The organism is Enterobacter cloacae complex sp. 2022EL-00788 (assembly GCF_026627565.1).
Classification (GTDB): Bacteria; Pseudomonadota; Gammaproteobacteria; order Enterobacterales; family Enterobacteriaceae; genus Enterobacter; species Enterobacter pasteurii.
In genome coordinates this window covers 86,532-102,068 of record NZ_JAPNMC010000002.1, presented here as the reverse complement: position 1 = coordinate 102,068, position 15,537 = coordinate 86,532, and the positions used below count along the sequence as shown (strand labels likewise).

General features: G+C 52.9%; 15 protein-coding genes and 1 other RNA gene. 6 read left to right on the top strand and 10 right to left on the bottom strand.

Going from position 1 to position 15,537, the window contains the following annotated elements:
* Positions 1 to 99: 99 nt before the first annotated feature.
* Genes OWK27_RS02965 through OWK27_RS02955 form a run of 3 tightly spaced genes read left to right on the top strand, consistent with a single transcriptional unit; the run spans position 100 to position 2,724 of the window.
* Complete coding sequence (locus tag OWK27_RS02965; protein ID WP_040236487.1) at positions 100 to 378, top strand: type II toxin-antitoxin system HigB family toxin; 279 nt, start codon at positions 100 to 102, stop codon at positions 376 to 378.
* Complete coding sequence (locus OWK27_RS02960) at positions 368 to 1,576, top strand: ImmA/IrrE family metallo-endopeptidase (RefSeq protein ID WP_040236485.1); 1,209 nt, start codon at positions 368 to 370, stop codon at positions 1,574 to 1,576. Before OWK27_RS02965 ends, OWK27_RS02960 begins: the two co-directional genes overlap by 11 nt.
* 20 nt (positions 1,577 to 1,596) lie before the next feature.
* Positions 1,597 to 2,724 carry a beta family protein gene (locus tag OWK27_RS02955; protein WP_040236483.1) on the top strand — a complete coding sequence of 376 codons (1,128 nt, stop codon included), beginning with the start codon at positions 1,597 to 1,599 and terminating at the stop codon, positions 2,722 to 2,724.
* A 251-nt stretch (positions 2,725 to 2,975) separates the two neighbouring features.
* On the opposite strand, the gene OWK27_RS02950 is transcribed toward OWK27_RS02955, so the two are convergent.
* The 3 genes from OWK27_RS02950 to ffs form a co-directional block, all read right to left on the bottom strand.
* Positions 2,976 to 3,929, bottom strand: a complete 954-nt coding sequence (locus OWK27_RS02950) for a hypothetical protein (protein ID WP_003847560.1) — start codon at positions 3,927 to 3,929, stop codon at positions 2,976 to 2,978.
* A 183-nt stretch (positions 3,930 to 4,112) separates the two neighbouring features.
* Positions 4,113 to 5,201: a site-specific integrase gene (locus OWK27_RS02945; protein ID WP_267589787.1), complete on the bottom strand. Its 1,089-nt coding sequence runs from the start codon at positions 5,199 to 5,201 to the stop codon at positions 4,113 to 4,115.
* Positions 5,202 to 5,309: 108 nt separating this feature from the next.
* An RNA gene (gene ffs, locus OWK27_RS02940) (signal recognition particle sRNA small type) lies at positions 5,310 to 5,406 on the bottom strand.
* 84 nt (positions 5,407 to 5,490) lie between these two features.
* Here ffs and OWK27_RS02935 point away from each other — a divergent pair.
* On the top strand, positions 5,491 to 5,889 hold the full coding sequence (locus OWK27_RS02935; RefSeq protein ID WP_148420300.1) for an MGMT family protein: 399 nt from the start codon (positions 5,491 to 5,493) through the stop codon (positions 5,887 to 5,889).
* Between the two features lie 36 nt (positions 5,890 to 5,925).
* Here OWK27_RS02935 and OWK27_RS02930 read toward each other — a convergent pair whose 3' ends face one another.
* On the bottom strand, positions 5,926 to 6,453 hold the full coding sequence (locus tag OWK27_RS02930) for a YbaY family lipoprotein (RefSeq protein ID WP_148420299.1): 528 nt from the start codon (positions 6,451 to 6,453) through the stop codon (positions 5,926 to 5,928).
* A gap of 203 nt (positions 6,454 to 6,656) precedes the next feature.
* Here OWK27_RS02930 and tesB point away from each other — a divergent pair, with 203 nt between their 5' ends.
* The gene (gene tesB, locus OWK27_RS02925) at positions 6,657 to 7,517 is read left to right on the top strand and encodes an acyl-CoA thioesterase II (RefSeq protein ID WP_148420298.1); all 861 of its coding nucleotides are present in this window, start codon (positions 6,657 to 6,659) and stop codon (positions 7,515 to 7,517) included.
* 75 nt (positions 7,518 to 7,592) lie between these two features.
* Here the strand turns inward: tesB and amtB are convergent, their stop codons facing one another.
* From amtB to OWK27_RS02900, 5 genes are all read right to left on the bottom strand, one after another.
* Entirely contained in the window at positions 7,593 to 8,879 is a 1,287-nt protein-coding gene (gene amtB, locus OWK27_RS02920; RefSeq protein ID WP_148420297.1) for an ammonium transporter AmtB, read from the bottom strand.
* 35 nt (positions 8,880 to 8,914) lie between these two features.
* Entirely contained in the window at positions 8,915 to 9,253 is a 339-nt protein-coding gene (gene glnK, locus OWK27_RS02915; protein WP_006809867.1) for a P-II family nitrogen regulator, read from the bottom strand.
* Positions 9,254 to 9,464: 211 nt separating this feature from the next.
* On the bottom strand, positions 9,465 to 11,246 hold the full coding sequence (locus OWK27_RS02910) for a SmdB family multidrug efflux ABC transporter permease/ATP-binding protein (RefSeq protein ID WP_267589786.1): 1,782 nt from the start codon (positions 11,244 to 11,246) through the stop codon (positions 9,465 to 9,467).
* Entirely contained in the window at positions 11,239 to 12,993 is a 1,755-nt protein-coding gene (locus OWK27_RS02905; RefSeq protein ID WP_193355663.1) for a SmdA family multidrug ABC transporter permease/ATP-binding protein, read from the bottom strand. Before OWK27_RS02905 ends, OWK27_RS02910 begins: the two co-directional genes overlap by 8 nt.
* Before the next feature lie 30 nt (positions 12,994 to 13,023).
* Positions 13,024 to 13,482, bottom strand: a complete 459-nt coding sequence (locus OWK27_RS02900; RefSeq protein ID WP_023310581.1) for an Lrp/AsnC family transcriptional regulator — start codon at positions 13,480 to 13,482, stop codon at positions 13,024 to 13,026.
* A 115-nt stretch (positions 13,483 to 13,597) separates the two neighbouring features.
* Between OWK27_RS02900 and OWK27_RS02895 the strand changes: the two genes are divergently transcribed.
* Positions 13,598 to 14,644, top strand: coding sequence for a PLP-dependent cysteine synthase family protein (locus tag OWK27_RS02895; RefSeq protein WP_148420331.1), 1,047 nt, complete (start codon positions 13,598 to 13,600; stop codon positions 14,642 to 14,644).
* Positions 14,645 to 14,684: 40 nt separating this feature from the next.
* On the opposite strand, the gene cof is transcribed toward OWK27_RS02895, so the two are convergent.
* Positions 14,685 to 15,503: an HMP-PP phosphatase gene (cof, locus tag OWK27_RS02890; protein WP_267589785.1), complete on the bottom strand. Its 819-nt coding sequence runs from the start codon at positions 15,501 to 15,503 to the stop codon at positions 14,685 to 14,687.
* Between the last annotated feature and the right edge of the window lie 34 nt (positions 15,504 to 15,537).

Below are 15,537 nucleotides of genomic sequence, written 5' to 3'. Positions count from 1 at the left end.
ATTGAGATGAAGAAATGTCATCATGTTCCATTTTTGGGAACATAGGTTGACAGTGTCGATTATGAACATTATGATGTTCCCAGATTAGGAACAAAGTGCATGGCTATGCGGCTACTCGGAAGAGATAAGTTGGAAGAACTTAAGCGCTATGAGCCTTCCAGTAAAAACTGGATTGATGCGTGGTCAACAGAGCTAAGTTTAAGCAATTGGAAATCAAAGGAAGAAGTGAAAAAGCACTTTCCCAAAGTAGAAAATATTGGTGATCAAACCTTTGTTTTTAAGGTGGATTGCTGTGCTTCTTATGTTGAAACGATCATTGATTTCAATCGGTTGTTGGTTTTTGTTACCTCTGTGAAGGGTAATGATAATGGATATTAGAGTAATTAGAACAGATAGGCAGCATCAGGAGTATTTGGAACGTATACATTCGTTATTAGTTATGATGCCGTCTCCTGGAACTGATGAAAATGAGGAGTTAGAGTTACTTATCACACTTGTAGAAGCATACGAGAACTCTAAATATCCTATAGAGCCACCAGATCCAATCGATGCTATTACGTTCCGTATGCACGAGAAAGGGTTAAAACAAGTGGATCTTGTACCCTATTTGGGAACAAGAAGTAGAGTTTCTGAAATTTTGTCAAGGAAAAGACCTTTGACTGTTCCGATGATAAAAGCACTTTCAATCGGACTTGGCATTTCTACTGATACGTTGATAGGTATAAATGCTGATCAGAACAAAACAGGTGATGATAATGTTGACTGGTCTAAGTTTCCGATTAAAGAAATGATTGGGAGAGGATGGATTTCTGAAGCCAGTGATACGATAAAAAAATCCACAGAAGAACTAATTAAAGGATTTATTAATCAAATTGGCTGGCAAACAGGTAATGTCGCATTTAAGAGAACCCTTTCTGGGGATGCGTATTCTCCTTCGACAAAATATGCACTTTATGCATGGGTTAGTAGGGTTGTGCAGCGAGCGCGTGAACGTAAAAATCTGCTTGGGAACTTTGACCCAGCAATTTTTTCTACAAGCTTCTTGAGGGATTTGGCACAACTAAGCTGGTTCGAAACAGGTCCCTTACTTGCTCTTGAATTTCTTGAAAAACATGGAATAGCCGTTGTTATCGAACCAAGCTTAAAAGGCACTCGCATAGACGGAGCAGCATTAAAGGATATTGACGGCATGCCGATTGTTGGTTTGACATTGAGACATGACCGTCTCGATAATTTTTGGTTCACACTACTCCATGAAGTTGCTCATATATGGAAACACGTTCATTCTGAAGAGACATTTTTAGATGATATTGATGCTACTTCTGACGATAGGCAGGAATCTGAAGCAAACCGGCTTGCTAGGGAAGCATTTATACCTAGGGCAGTCTGGAAGAGAAGTGATGCATACTCTTCTCCGTCTAAAGAAACCATCGATTGTCTTTCTAGGGAACTGAAGATTAATCCGGCAATCATTGCTGGAAGAATAAGACGTGAAAGTGGTAACTACCGCCTGTTTGCTGATCTCATAGGGCAAGGCGAAGTAAGTAGAATATTAAACGCTTCAAACATGAATTGAAACCTCAGGAGAACTGAACCATGTACCCTACATACGTGCCGATCCTAAGAGCAAAAGCTGGTGAGTTTGAAGCATTGAAAAGACTGAAACCTGTTTACTCGCAAAAAATTTGGCCATTTTTTGAAATTCCCCAATTAACTGAGAACGATAAGAAATCTAAGGCCTTAAGCGGCTCATCTCAGATGAAAAAGGATTTTCTTACTAAAATTGCGGATGGAATCAATAACGCGAATTCATCATCATCAATATTTTTCGACTTTTTTGATTGGAAAGCAGATAGCTACATTGAAACAGGTGAGCATGTTTTGAGCTACATGTACAGAGCATTAGCCTCAAGTGGATCACTTGTACATCCAGTTATAGGATTCGACCGTTGGGATATCCTAGACTATCAAAATGCCTTGAAAGGATTAGTTGTACCCGAAGGGACAATGTACTGTTTACGTATTGATTCTACATCTATAGATGATGCTTACGACGTAGATTATTTTACAGATACGATTCATGAGATTCTGGATTCGCTTGGGCTTTCCGGTGCTGAAGTGATGGTAATGTTTGATTTTGGAGATGTTACTCATAAGTCTATTGTATCAATGCATGCCGATATGCAGCATCTCATTACCGCCGTTGATGAGTTTGGCTTTGCTAGTATCATGATAGCGGGTTGCTCGTTCCCAATAATCATAAATGATGCAGTAAAGGAAGTGGATTCAACAGACCTCGTTGAACGTAAGGAAATGCATGTTTGGAAGGCAATTTATTCTGATATGAAATCACCATTTCTTTTTGCTGATTATGGTATTCGGAATCCCAAAGGTGCTGATGGTGTAAAAGCAATTCATGCTAACGGGAAAATTAGGTATACCATTGAAAATAAATATTTTGTTGCAAGGGGTCACTCTAAGCAAAAAGGTAATAAAGGGGCGCAAATGTATGACTTGGCAAGAGTCATTGTCAAATCTCCTTACTATTTAGGGGCTGGCTTTAGTTGGGGGGATGAGAGAATTGAGGCTTGCAGCAGAGAAGAAATTAAGGGTGGCCCGACCCAGTGGATTAGCTACGATACCAACCATCATATGAGTTTTGTTGTTGAGGAAGTCTCAGAGTTTCAACGCAGTCGTATTACGCCAAGAATTGTTACCGCATAAATCATCTTAAAATTATGGTAGCGTACTGTAAATAGAATGGCTGGGCTTTGTCCCGGCCGTTCTTTTGTCTGTTAACCTGCTTTATCTGTCACACAAAGTGAGATACAGTCTGCGACACAAGACAAATCCAGCGCCGCAGATGCCTGACGTATGGTTGAACGAAGCCGCCTTATCGGTCAACTTTACACATAAAAAAACCCTGCTTCAGCAGGGCTTATAATCTTGTCGATTTCATCACAACCAATCGAAAATTAATGATTGTCCTTACGAGATGACGCATAATCACTGATTAAAAAATCATCATATTTTGCAGGCAAAAGTGCCACCTCCCCCCACCCTAACTGGGGTGTCATATACCCCATGCCGACCTCATCTACTCGACTATAAAAAACAGTTATCCTCCCACGATTTTTATCATTAAAAAATCCTCTCCCTTCAGCTGTATCATTAGTGATACGTACTCTGAAATCCCTAAATGATGTTCCTTGGTTGATCTTTAACCAGACATTACTATGGCCTGTAAACTTCTCAATTTTCCAAAACGTACCAAAAAAGAATGCTGGATCAGAAGAACCCTCAGTTATGTCATTGATTTCTTTTAGTGAGTCACAAAATCTGTAGCGCTTTGCTTTACCATCTGCGCCAACAAGGTAAATCTCACGATAATAATTATGATCGAAATTAACGCATAAAGACTGGACACTAGTTACTTGGCTCGGAACCTTGAAAGACTCACCATGATGGCGGGAAATAGGCAATGAAACCTCTTTGCCATTTTTTCTCTCAAAATGAGAATCGACAGGTACCTCACTGCCCTCAGAATCGATCCTTGGATTGTTATCAGGACGAGACTCGAGAAAACCGCTTATGACTATAAGCTCTTCATCTTCAACGGCTTTTTTTGCATCTTCTTGAGATGAATATTTTTTGTACTGAATGGGGCCACATCTCAAACTACAGAAAGGCGCATTATCATCTTTAAGGTGTTTGTAATAGGCCGGAACTTCATTCGTAGTCATGCCCTTGTCAGGATCGGCAGGCACTCGAGTTATATGTTCATAGCAAGAAGGACAAAAAATATATCCTTTCATAGACAGTGAATAAGCAAGCGGCTCGACAGTATTCCTTTTGAGGGCGAGAAGCGTATGCTCGCCTTTAATCCAATCAGGATCGTAGTATGCGTAAGCGATTCTACGACTTGGCATAATTATCCTACCCCATCAATAGTGCATTAGCATGATTTCCAGACTATCACTTTTGGAAACCTCGCTAAAACAACACGGATCACAAAACCTCTATATTTAAAGGGGTTATAATTTGCACTCAAGATTTTCGAAGCGTATTTATCCCCTTTGGAACCATCGTGAATTTGCTTATCCGGATAACTTTTAGAGTACCTCAATTAACTCGACGAGCGTCCTAACAGCAGTCCCCTTCCCGTATCGGTTGTACGTGATCGTTGCGTTCGAATGTCCGAGCACCTGCGAAGCGAACTGTTCAGGGAAGCCATTCTGTTTAAATGTTGTGGCGGCATAGTGGCGCAGTGAATGATATTCAGGCAGGCTATGCTTGCCTCTGAACCTCGTAAACCAACGGCTGAAATAGTGTCCATAACTGCCGAGATGCAAGGTAAGCTCAGGGAACAAATGCCCTTTTCTGTCAGTGATGAAATCAAGCAGGCCAAGCGTAAGAAGCTGCGAATGTATCGGAACGAACCGCCGCGAGCTGTCCGTTTTTATCGTCTGATTTGGATTCAAGTTATCAACGCGGAAACACCAAACCCCGTCAACTTTCATCACGTCATTGTGGTAAAGCTGGCAAATCTCATTCTGCCTCATACCAGAATAACGACCGATTAAGATGATCCACCGCTTCCAATCCTTCACGCCATGTAAAGCAATGTACAATCGTTTCAGATCGTTGAGCGTGTATGCTGGACGGCGATCCATTGGTGCGGTTGTTTCCTTAATACCCATCCCCTCAAATGGGTTTCGAATCTCATCATCCGTGCGAGTTGCAAGCCATTTGAAAAACGCCGAGTTCTTTTTGATGTAACGGTTTCTGGTGGATGCTGAACCTTCAAGGCCATCAACAAACGCCGCCGCGCTTCTTTTGCTGAAAGGCTCTTTTGTAGAATTCAGATATGCATTTATGCATCTGTTGATCGTCAATATTTCCCGTTCACCAACCTCTCCTGTTTTAGCGCTGGTGTACTTATCAAGCTCACTCTTCAGGCTCTTGAAAGGCTTTTTCTGTTGTGGTTGTTGGAAGGAAGCAGACGGGGTTGCAGTGTGTGCCGGGATGGACTGCGGAACGCAGTGGAAAGGTCGTGAGGCGAGATATTTCTCCACACGGAGCAAAGCTTCACGCTTGGAACGTGTGCTAAGAGAAATACGAATTTCACGGCGTTTCCGAGGTGTCAGGTAGACCCTACGGTAGTACCAGATCCCGTGACGGGAAAGCATCAGATGCGACATTGATTAGCGTCCTAAGTGATACACAAAAGTTGTATCACCGCCGTTTCAATGCACGAACATACAGGGTTACATGATGGATATCATGCACTTAGCACAAATGGGTGGGGGCCCTGCCAGCTACATCCCGGCACCCACGTCGTCTGCCCTGGCTGCTTCCTTCCGGACCTGACCTGGTGAACAGAGTAGCGTTGCGGGAGAACCAACAGAGCCCCCATTGAGAGCGTTGATAACCAACGCGCTGGCGCATTATCCCTATGGTGCACCTCAATTGCAAGCCGTCGGCAACCGGATGCTGGATTATTGCGCAAACTGGCGAAGCAATCCGCGTTATCTTCGTTTACCATTGCCCTTCGCGGATTATTCCTCAGGAGTAACGATGGACGAACATGACACTTTTCCGCAGCGAGTATGGCAGATTGTGGCCTCTATCCCCGAAGGCTGCGTGACTACCTACGGCGAGGTCGCCCGGCTGGCGGGTTCTCCACGCGCGGCGCGTCAGGTAGGCGGTGTGCTGAAACGGCTGCCGGAGGGGAGCACGTTACCCTGGCATCGGGTGGTCAACCGACATGGAGAAATCTCCCTGACCGGGCCAGATTTGCAGCGTCAGCGTCAGGCTTTACTGTCTGAGGGGGTGCAGGTAACCGGATCGGGCAGGATTGATATGCAGAGGTATCGCTGGGAGTACTGACGCCCTCTTCAGAAAGATGAAGAGGGCGAGAGGAAATTACAGCTGCGTTGGCGCCGTTGGCAGCGTCGGCTGATTGGTCTGCGTTGCAACAGGCACTTCAGTTTGCTGTACCGGGACCAGGGTCAGGTCGATTTTAGTGCCGCCTTTGTTGACCGCTTCCTGCACGGTATCGGTGATAAAGACCAGCTTATCGTTGATCGTTACCGCCGCGCTCAGGAGGATACGCGCGTTTGGCTGCACGTCAGACGGGTTGTACGGCAGTACGAAGCTGAACGGTGCCTGTTTACCCTCTGTACGAACTGCACGCTGTGCAAGCACTTTAGACGGTGCATCCGCCAGAGACGCATCGGATAACGTGACCGTTAAAACCGCGTCCGGCGGCAGAGCAACTTTCTGTTTGATCCAGATAGTACCGGACACGTTAGGCTGTCGAATAGCTTGCTGTGAAAGGGTGTTAATCCCGTTTGGGGTCGCCGTTGGTACCGCTACATCGGCACTCTTATCCGCACAGGCGGACAACGCCACCGCCATTGCAACACCACTTAGCATAGGCACGAGTTTCATTGAAGTCTCCTTATCATCAATGCACCGGCGGGATCGATCCCATCCGATGTCGTTTTATTCACATAACGTAAACAAGTGTGGCACAAATCACGGATTTATGCCTAATTTTGCCCAGGTATTAAGATAATTCCACCCATCGGACCACTATCGTTTCTGCGTTATACTCAGCCTATCTTTCGCCACGGCGTTTATTGAGGACGACTATGAGTCAGGCACTGAACAATCTGCTGACATTACTGAACCTGGAAAAAATAGAAGAAGGGCTTTTTCGCGGGCAGAGCGAAGATCTGGGGTTACGCCAGGTATTTGGCGGCCAGGTCGTAGGACAAGCGCTTTATGCAGCAAAGGAGACGGTTCCGGCAGACCGACTGGTGCACTCGTTCCACAGTTATTTTTTACGCCCCGGTGACAGCGCTAAGCCGATTGTGTACGACGTGGAGGTTCTGCGTGACGGCCAAAGCTTCAGCGCGCGCCGCGTCGCCGCCGTTCAGCATGGAAAACCCATCTTTTACATGACCGCCTCGTTCCAGGCGCCAGAGCCGGGTTATGAGCATCAAAAAACGATGCCCCCTGCCCCGTCGCCGGACGATCTGAAATCGGAAACCGACATCGCCCGGGCGCTGGCCCACCTGCTGCCTCCGCAGGTGAAGGAGAAGTTTCTGTGCGATAAGCCACTGGAGATCCGCCCCGTCGAATTTCATAACCCCATGAAGGGGCACACCGCTGAGCCCGCTCGCCAGGTGTGGATCCGCGCCAACGGCAGCGTACCGGCAGATTTGCGCGTGCATCAGTACCTGCTGGGCTATGCGTCAGATTTCAACTTCCTGCCGGTTGCGCTACAGCCCCACGGCGTCGGTTTCCTGGAAAAAGGGATGCAGGTCGCCACCATCGACCACTCCATGTGGTTCCACCGCCCGTTCGACATGAACGAGTGGTTGCTCTACAGCGTGGAAAGCACCTCAGCGTCCAGCGCCCGCGGGTTTGTTCGCGGGGAGTTTTATACCCAGGATGGCGTGCTGGTAGCGTCGACGGTTCAGGAAGGGGTCATGCGTAACAGGGGATGATGTTGCCCTCACCTCTCCCGCGGGTAAGTGAATACAGACTAAAACGGCAACCAAAGGTTGCCGTTTCGCTTTTTATTATGCGTTATACGCATTCTCACCGTGGCTGTTGACGTCCAGACCTTCGCGCTCCTGCTCTTCCGGCACGCGCAGCCCGACGGTCATATCCGCCAGCTTGTAGCCGATAAAGGCCACAACCCCCGACCAGACAACGGTAATGGCGATGCTTTCCAGCTGTACCAGCACCTGATGCATCATGGTCACGCCTTCCGCGTAGCCGACGCCGCCCAGGGACTGCGCGGCAAAGATGCCTGTCATTATGCAACCGATGATGCCGCACACGCCGTGCACGCCGAATACGTCACACGGATCGTCCACGCGCAGAACGCGTTTCAGCGCGGTAACGCCCCACAGCCCTGCCAGTCCGGCGACGATGCCAATCAGCAGCGCGCCGCCGACGCCCACGTAGCCACACGCAGGGGTGATACCCACAAGGCCGGCAATCGCCCCTGAGCAGGCACCCAGCAGCGAGGGCTTGCCGCGAACGGCCCACTCGCCGAATACCCAGGAGAGGATTGCGCCAGCCGTTGCCACAACGGTATTCACGAAGGCCAGCGCGGCGATTTCGTTGGCGGCACTGGCGGAACCGGCGTTAAAGCCGAACCAGCCAAAGTAGAGGATAGCGGTACCGGTGAAGACCATCGGCAGGTTGTGCGGCTTGAACGCCTCTTTCCCGAAGCCCACGCGTTTGCCAATCAGGTAGGCGCCCACCAGGCCTGCTACCGCGGCGTTAATATGCACAACGGTACCGCCCGCAAAGTCCAGCGCGCCATGAGAGGCCAGCAGACCACCGCCCCAGACCATGTGCGCGATCGGGATGTAGGAGAGGGTCAGCCAGACCACCACGAAAATCAGTACCGCAGAGAAGCGAATACGCTCGGCCAGCGCCCCCACAATCAGCCCCACGGTGATGCAGGCGAACGAGCCCTGGAACGCGACATGGATATACTGATAGAAGCTGCCCATCACCGCGGTCAGCTCGATGTTTTTCAGCATCGCCCAGTTAACGTTGCCGAAGAAGGCATTACCCTCGCCGAAGGCCAGCGAGTAGCCATAAACCACCCACAGCACGCACACCAGCGCGAACGTGACGGCAACCTGCGTCAGCATGGAGAGTACGTTTTTGCCGCGGATCAGGCCGCCGTAAAACAGCGCGATGCCCGGAATAGTCATGAACAGCACCAGCGCGGTGCAGATCATCATAAAGGCGTTATCGGCTTTGTCTGCCACGGCAGGTGCCGCCATTGCCAGGCCCGGCAGCAGCGCCAGCGACCCCAGACCCGTTTTGATTGTTGCTATCTTCATTTTCTCGATCCCTATCACTGTGTGCCAGGAGTTACTTACAACGCCGCTTCGTCGGATTCGCCGGTACGGATGCGAATGACGCGCTGAAGTTCGGCAACGAAAATTTTGCCGTCGCCAATTTTGCCGGTGTAGGCCGCTTTGCTTACGACATCAATCACTTCATCGAGCTGATCGTCCGCAATCGCCACGTCAATCTTCACTTTTGGCAGGAAGTTAACGCTGTATTCTGCCCCGCGATAAAGCTCGGCATGACCTTTCTGACGCCCAAAGCCTTTCACTTCGGTGACAGTCAGTCCCTGAATACCCATGGAAGACAGCGCTTCACGCACGTCTTCGAGTTTGAATGGTTTGATTACCACCGTAACCAGCTTCATAAATCCTCTCCTGTCAGAATTCGGTAATGGCCGCAGCTAACACGAAGGGGATATTGCAAAGGGTGTGCCAGAAATGAAATACGAGCAGGAAAGCGGCGCGGTGCGCGGTGCCCGGAGAAAGGCGAAAAAAAACGCACCATGACGGTGCATGGCGCGTTTCGGTTTTGCACCAACAGTTGAGTCTGTTAGAGCATTGCCTTGTTATGGTGCATCAGGCGCTGAGCGACTCTTCCTCGCGCGCGCTGGCGGCCAGCTCGTCGCCTGCCAGCTGCAACTGATACATCTGCCAGTAGCGTCCTTTTGCCTCCAGCAGCTGGCGGTGCGTTCCCCGCTCAACGGCCTGTCCGCGGTGCAGCACCAGAATAGTATCCGCATCGACGATCGTTGAGAGGCGGTGGGCGATCACCACAAGCGTAGTGCGATCCCGTACGGCAGCCAGCGCCTGCTGGATCGCCTGCTCGGTGCCGGAGTCGATGCTGGCGGTGGCTTCGTCCAGAATTAACACCTGCGGCGTATCAATCAGCACGCGCGCCAGCGCCAGAAGCTGCTTTTGCCCGACGGACAGGTTGTTGCCCTGTTCACCCAGTCTGGTATTGATTCCCTCGCTTAACCCGCGCGCCAGATCCGCCAGCTGCACGGTTTCCAGCACTTCCCAGACCTGCTCCTGGGTAAAGGGCCGCCCCAGCGTAACGTTGGCGTAGAACGTATCGGCAAGCACCACCGGATCCTGCTGCACCATCGCGACGCCCCTGCGCAACGCGGCGTGGCTAAGCGACGAAAGCGGACGTCCATCCAGACGGATCTCCCCCTGCGTCAACGGATAGTAGCCCATCAACAGGCTGGCGAGCGTGCTTTTGCCGCTGCCGGTGTGCCCGACCAGCGCGACGAACCCGCGCGACGGCACGTTAAGGTTGATATCCTGCAAAACAAGCTGGTCGTCGCGGTAGGCGAACGAGACATTATCAAACGCGATGGATCCGCTTTCCAGCGGGCGTTCGTCACTGCCGTAAGTCTGGCGCGGCCTGTCCATCAGTTCGAACACGCGCTCGCCCGCAACCACCGCCTGTTGCAGCATCGATTGCTGCGTGGTGAGTTCAATCAGTGGTTCATTAAGGCGGCCAAGGTAGCTGATAAACGCGTACAACACCCCAACTTCAATGGTTCCGCGCGTCGTCAGGCCGAACAGCATCAGCAGCCCGCACAGCACCAGCGCCGAGAAGAGGCTCAGCAGCGGGCGTAAAAGGAAACCGTCCAGACGTAACGTCTGCATCCGCGCCATATAGTGCGAGCGGCTGGCTTCCCCCATTCGCTCGCCAAAACGCGCCTGCTGGCGAAACTGCTGAATAACGCTCATGCCGTTGATCACTTCGTTGAAGCCATCATTGATATCCGCAAGGTAAGCGCGCACGCGGCGCACGATCGGCGTGCTGTAGCGCTGGTAAATCACCATCACGATCAGGACCGCCGGGAAAATGGTGATTGCCACCAGCGCCATCCGCCAGTCCAGGCTGAACATCGCCACCAGCATCGCGCCAATCAGCGCGGCACTGCGCAGTACCGTTGCGACAACGGTGACGTACAGGTCGCGGATCACTTCGGTGTCGTTGGTGACGCGCGAAATCACCTGCCCGACCGGCTGGGTATCAAACTCGCTCAGCGGCTGGCGCAGCGCGGCATCCATCACGTCCGTGCGCAGCTGCTGCACCACGCCCACGGCGGCCCGGTTAAACAGCAGTGACTGCGCGTAATGCAGCCCCGCCGCCGTCAGCTGTAGCCCGACGTACGCCACGCCCAGCCCGGCGACCAGGCCGAGAGGCAAATAGCTCTTCGCCACCATGTTATCGATGAAATAGCTGATAAGCAGCGGGCCGGTCACCTCCGCAATCGCGGCGATCCACAGCAGCAGCACGGCGATGGAAAGCGGCTTACGCCACGGTGAGCCGTAGGCCAGCAGACGTTTTAGCGTCGGCCACATCTTTCCAAACTTACGCATCGACGACCTCCTCATCCAGCGCGGCCTCAAGCTGCTGATAGCGGTACATATCCCGATACCAGCCGGCCTGCTCTGCGAGCTGGTCATGCTGACCGCGCTGGGCAATATGCCCGTGCTGAAGCACCAGAATTTCGCTAGCTTCGGTAAGCGCCGACAGACGGTGCGCGCTGATGATGACCGTGCGCCCCTCCCCCCACTGGCGAAGGTTATGCAGAATTTGATGCTCGGTACGCCCGTCAACCGCCGACAGCGCGTCATCCAGAATCAGGATCTCAGCGTCCAGCAGCAGCGCGCGGGCAATGGAGATGCGCTGCTTTTGTCCGCCGGAGAGCATCACGCCCCGCTCTCCGACCTCCGTATCGTAGCCCTGCGGCAGGCGCAAAATATCCTCGTGAACGCTGGCCAGGCGCGCAACATGCTCGATCTCCTGCCGGGTGGCCGTTGGGCACCCGAGCGCGATGTTATTGGCAATCGTGTCGGAAAACAGGAACGGCGTCTGGCTGACGACCGCCAGGCGGCTGCGCCAGTCGTCCAGCAGCAGCCGCGGCAGCGGGACATCGTGGAAGCGAATATCGCCTTCGCTCACGTCAAAATGGCGCTGAATAAGCGACAGGATCGTGCTTTTACCGGCCCCCGTCGGGCCGCAGATGCCCAGCATCTGACCGGGCTGCAGCGTGAAGCTGACGTTTTCGAGCACCGGCTGCTCCGTTTGCGGATAGATAAAGGCGCGGATATTGGCCTTCAGCACCCCCGGCCCTTCCGGCACCGGCTCGCTGCCATCGTTCACCACCGGCACCTCTGCCAGCATGGCGCGTATGCGGCTGTAGGCGGCGCTCCCGCGCTCAACGATGTTAAACATCCAGGCCAGCGCCAGCATCGGCCAGATCATCAGCCCGAGGTACATCGCAAAGCTGGTTAACTGCCCGAGGGTCATGGTGCCTCGCACGACCATCCAGCTGCCGCCACCCACCGCCAGCAGGTTCGCCATGCCAATCGCTACGTAGATTGTCGGATCGAAACGGGCATCGATGCGCGCCACGCGCATGTTTTTCGCGCCGGTGTCGGCGGCGTCTGCGGCAAACAGCGCCGACTGCCGGTCTTCCAGACCAAACGCCTTGATCATGCGGATGCTGGTCATACTCTCCTGGGTGCGATCGTTGAGCGATGAAAACGCCGCCTGCGCCAGCTTAAAGCGTTCATGAAGCTGTTCGCCGTAGCGGTTAATCGCCAGCGCCATCAGCGGCATCGGCAGCAGCGCCAGCAAAGTAAGCTCCCAGCTGATCTGGGTAGACATTACAATCAGTACCGCACAGCCCATCACCAGTGAATCCACCAGCGTTAACACCCCTTCTCCGGCGGCAAACACCACGCGGTCCACGTCATTCGTGGCGCGGGCAATAAGGTCTCCGGTACGGTGACGCAGATAAAATTCGGGGTGCTGGCGGCTCAGCTGACGATAGAAATCTTCGCGCAGCTCAACGGCGAGCTGGTAGGACGCGCCGAACAGCAGCACGCGCCAGACGTAGCGCAGCAGGTAAACCACCACGGCCGTCAGCACCAGCGTACCGACCCACATCATCACCCGTGCGGCGGTGTAATGTTGTTCCGTAACGCCATCGACGACGTATCCCACCACTTTTGGCGGGATCAGCTGCAGGACGGCAATGATAATAAGCAGGGCCACCGCGCCGAGGTAGCGTTGCCACTCCCGACGAAAGTACCAGCTTAATTGGGCAAATAATCGCACGCGGTATTTTCCTGAAGGTATTTTACGAAGTTATTCAATGGGTAATGCTGTGGTGTATTTAATCTGTTCCATAGCAAAGCTGGAGGTGACATCGGACAAGCCCGGTACGCTGTTGACCAGCCGCTTGTAAAAATCATCGTAGCGCTTCATGTCCGCCACCTGAACGCGCATCAGGTAGTCATATTCCCCCGCCATCCGCCAGAAGCCGAGCACTTCCGGCATTTCGGATACCTGCGTGACAAAACGACAGTACCATTCGCTGCTGTGATGCTGCGTTTTTATCAGGACGAAGGCGGTCAGCCCAAGCCCCAGTTTTTCAGGATCCAGCAGCGCCACGCGTCCCAGCAGAATGCCATCATCTTCCAGCTTTTTGAGGCGCTTCCAGCACGGGGTGGTGGTCAGATTAACGGCATCTGCCAGCGCCTGCAAAGAGAGGGTGCAGTCGTTTTGCAGCAATGAAAGCAGCTTGCGGTCAATTTTATCTAGCATGTCCACCTCGCAGAGAAAATTTTTCTCCCTTCATTCTATTTTAAAGGCCAGATAGCAACAATTTTTTCTGTGCTTTTCGCTATGCTGGGCACAAAATGACAAACGGATAATCACGATGAATAGCACCTGGGTTAAACATGCCATCAGCGAAATAAACGCCGACTATCAGCGCTCGGCAGATACCCACTTAATCCGCCTGCCTCTGCCCGGATTTCCCGGTATTCAGCTTTACCTGAAGGATGAAAGTACCCATCCTACCGGCAGCCTGAAGCATCGCCTGGCGCGTTCACTCTTTTTATACGGCTTATGTAACGGCTGGATTAAAGAGGGCACCACGATTATTGAATCCTCGTCCGGTTCAACGGCCGTTTCCGAAGCCTACTTTGCCCGCCTGCTGGGCCTGCCGTTCATCGCCGTCATGCCTTCCTGCACGGCAAAGCGTAAGGTAGAACAGATCGAATTTTACGGCGGGCGCTGCCACTTTGTGGAAAGCGCCTGCGAAATCTATGCCGCCTCCGAAATGCTGGCCCGCGAGCTGAACGGCCACTATATGGACCAGTTCACCTTCGCCGAGCGCGCCACCGACTGGCGCGGCAATAACAACATCGCGGACAGCATTTTCCGTCAGATGACCCACGAGCCGCACCCCGTTCCCGCTTACATCGTCATGAGCGCGGGCACGGGCGGCACCTCCGCCACCATCGGGCGTTATATCCGCTGCCAGGGTTATGATACGCAGCTGATGGTCGTTGATCCGCAGAACTCGGTATTCCTCGACTACTGGCAATCACGCGACGCCAGCCTGCGCAGCCCGGTGGGCAGCAAGATCGAAGGGATTGGTCGCCCGCGCGTCGAACCCTCGTTCATTCCGGACGTGGTGGATGAGATGCTCCGCGTCCCGGACGCCGCCAGCGTCGCAACGGCGCACTGGCTGGAAACACAGCTTGGCCGCAAGGTCGGGGCCTCTACCGGCACCAATATGTGGGGCGCGCTACAGCTGGCCGCGCGGATGCGCGAAGAAGGCCGTACCGGCTCCATCGTTACGCTGCTGTGCGACAGCGGGGAGCGCTACCTCGACACCTACTACAATGCAGACTGGGTGCAGGCCAATATTGGCGACGTTGAACCGTGGAAAGCGCAGATTGCGCAGCTGGTGAAATAAAAAAAGCCAGGCCGAAGCCTGGCTTGCTGGAAGGGTCTCGCTATTCGGGGGAATAAGGGAGGTTGTTATTGTCCAGCCAATGCGTCAAAAAATGGGACACCGCTTCGTTACGGCAGTGTCCGATAACCGGAAGATGGGGGAGCGCGGCAATAAGCTGCGGCATCGCGTTCCCCATGATCAAACCACGGCCAACGCTGCTCAGCATCTCGTGGTCGTTCATGGCGTCGCCAAACGCCATACAGTCCTGCATCGTCAGCCCGAGATGGTCGCTCAGAACCGCAAGCGCGGAACCTTTGTTACAGCCCACCGGCAGCACTTCGAGACAATCCACCGCTGAGAAAGTCAGATGCGCCCGGACGCCCAGCGCCTCGTTCAGCTGAATGCGCAGGCGGCAGAGATCGTCATGATCGCCGCAGAAGCAGATCTTGGTCACCTTATATGCCGGGATCCGGCGCAGATCGATAAGCTGATACCTGAAGCCGCTATAAACATGAGCGTGCAGCAGGTCCGGAATGTCGCGTCCGGTAAACCAGCCCTCGTCGTTAAATACGTGCACGCTGGCCCGCGTATCCCATGAGCTATGCAGGACAATATCCGCCACTTCCGGATCAAGATCCTGACGGTGCAGCACGTCACCGTTGACGGCGTGGATCCTCGTCCCGTTACCGGTTATCAAAAACGCGTTCAGGGAAAAGGCTCCCAGCAGATGGCGCATCTCCAGCACGTGGCGACCGGTAGCAAACGTCAGGGTAACGTCACGCTCGCGCAGGCGCTTAAGCGTGCTCAGGGTTTTCTCCCCCAAACGGTGATCCGGCATTAACAGCGTGCCGTCCATATCAAATGCAGCGAGCCGAGCCATGAATACTCCCGAAATGTGATGCGGTTAACTTGTG

Coding starts and splice junctions, on each gene's coding strand:
- OWK27_RS02895 (WP_148420331.1), top strand. CDS start 13,598: ATGAATAGCACCTGGGTTAAACATGCCATCAGCGAAATAAACGCCGAC.
- OWK27_RS02900 (WP_023310581.1), bottom strand. CDS start 13,482: ATGCTAGATAAAATTGACCGCAAGCTGCTTTCATTGCTGCAAAACGAC.
- OWK27_RS02955 (WP_040236483.1), top strand. CDS start 1,597: ATGTACCCTACATACGTGCCGATCCTAAGAGCAAAAGCTGGTGAGTTT.
- OWK27_RS02930 (WP_148420299.1), bottom strand. CDS start 6,453: ATGAAACTCGTGCCTATGCTAAGTGGTGTTGCAATGGCGGTGGCGTTG.
- amtB (WP_148420297.1), bottom strand. CDS start 8,879: ATGAAGATAGCAACAATCAAAACGGGTCTGGGGTCGCTGGCGCTGCTG.
- OWK27_RS02950 (WP_003847560.1), bottom strand. CDS start 3,929: ATGCCAAGTCGTAGAATCGCTTACGCATACTACGATCCTGATTGGATT.
- OWK27_RS02945 (WP_267589787.1), bottom strand. CDS start 5,201: ATGTCGCATCTGATGCTTTCCCGTCACGGGATCTGGTACTACCGTAGG.
- OWK27_RS02935 (WP_148420300.1), top strand. CDS start 5,491: ATGCTGGATTATTGCGCAAACTGGCGAAGCAATCCGCGTTATCTTCGT.
- tesB (WP_148420298.1), top strand. CDS start 6,657: ATGAGTCAGGCACTGAACAATCTGCTGACATTACTGAACCTGGAAAAA.
- glnK (WP_006809867.1), bottom strand. CDS start 9,253: ATGAAGCTGGTTACGGTGGTAATCAAACCATTCAAACTCGAAGACGTG.
- OWK27_RS02965 (WP_040236487.1), top strand. CDS start 100: ATGGCTATGCGGCTACTCGGAAGAGATAAGTTGGAAGAACTTAAGCGC.
- OWK27_RS02960 (WP_040236485.1), top strand. CDS start 368: ATGGATATTAGAGTAATTAGAACAGATAGGCAGCATCAGGAGTATTTG.
- cof (WP_267589785.1), bottom strand. CDS start 15,503: ATGGCTCGGCTCGCTGCATTTGATATGGACGGCACGCTGTTAATGCCG.
- OWK27_RS02910 (WP_267589786.1), bottom strand. CDS start 11,246: ATGCGTAAGTTTGGAAAGATGTGGCCGACGCTAAAACGTCTGCTGGCC.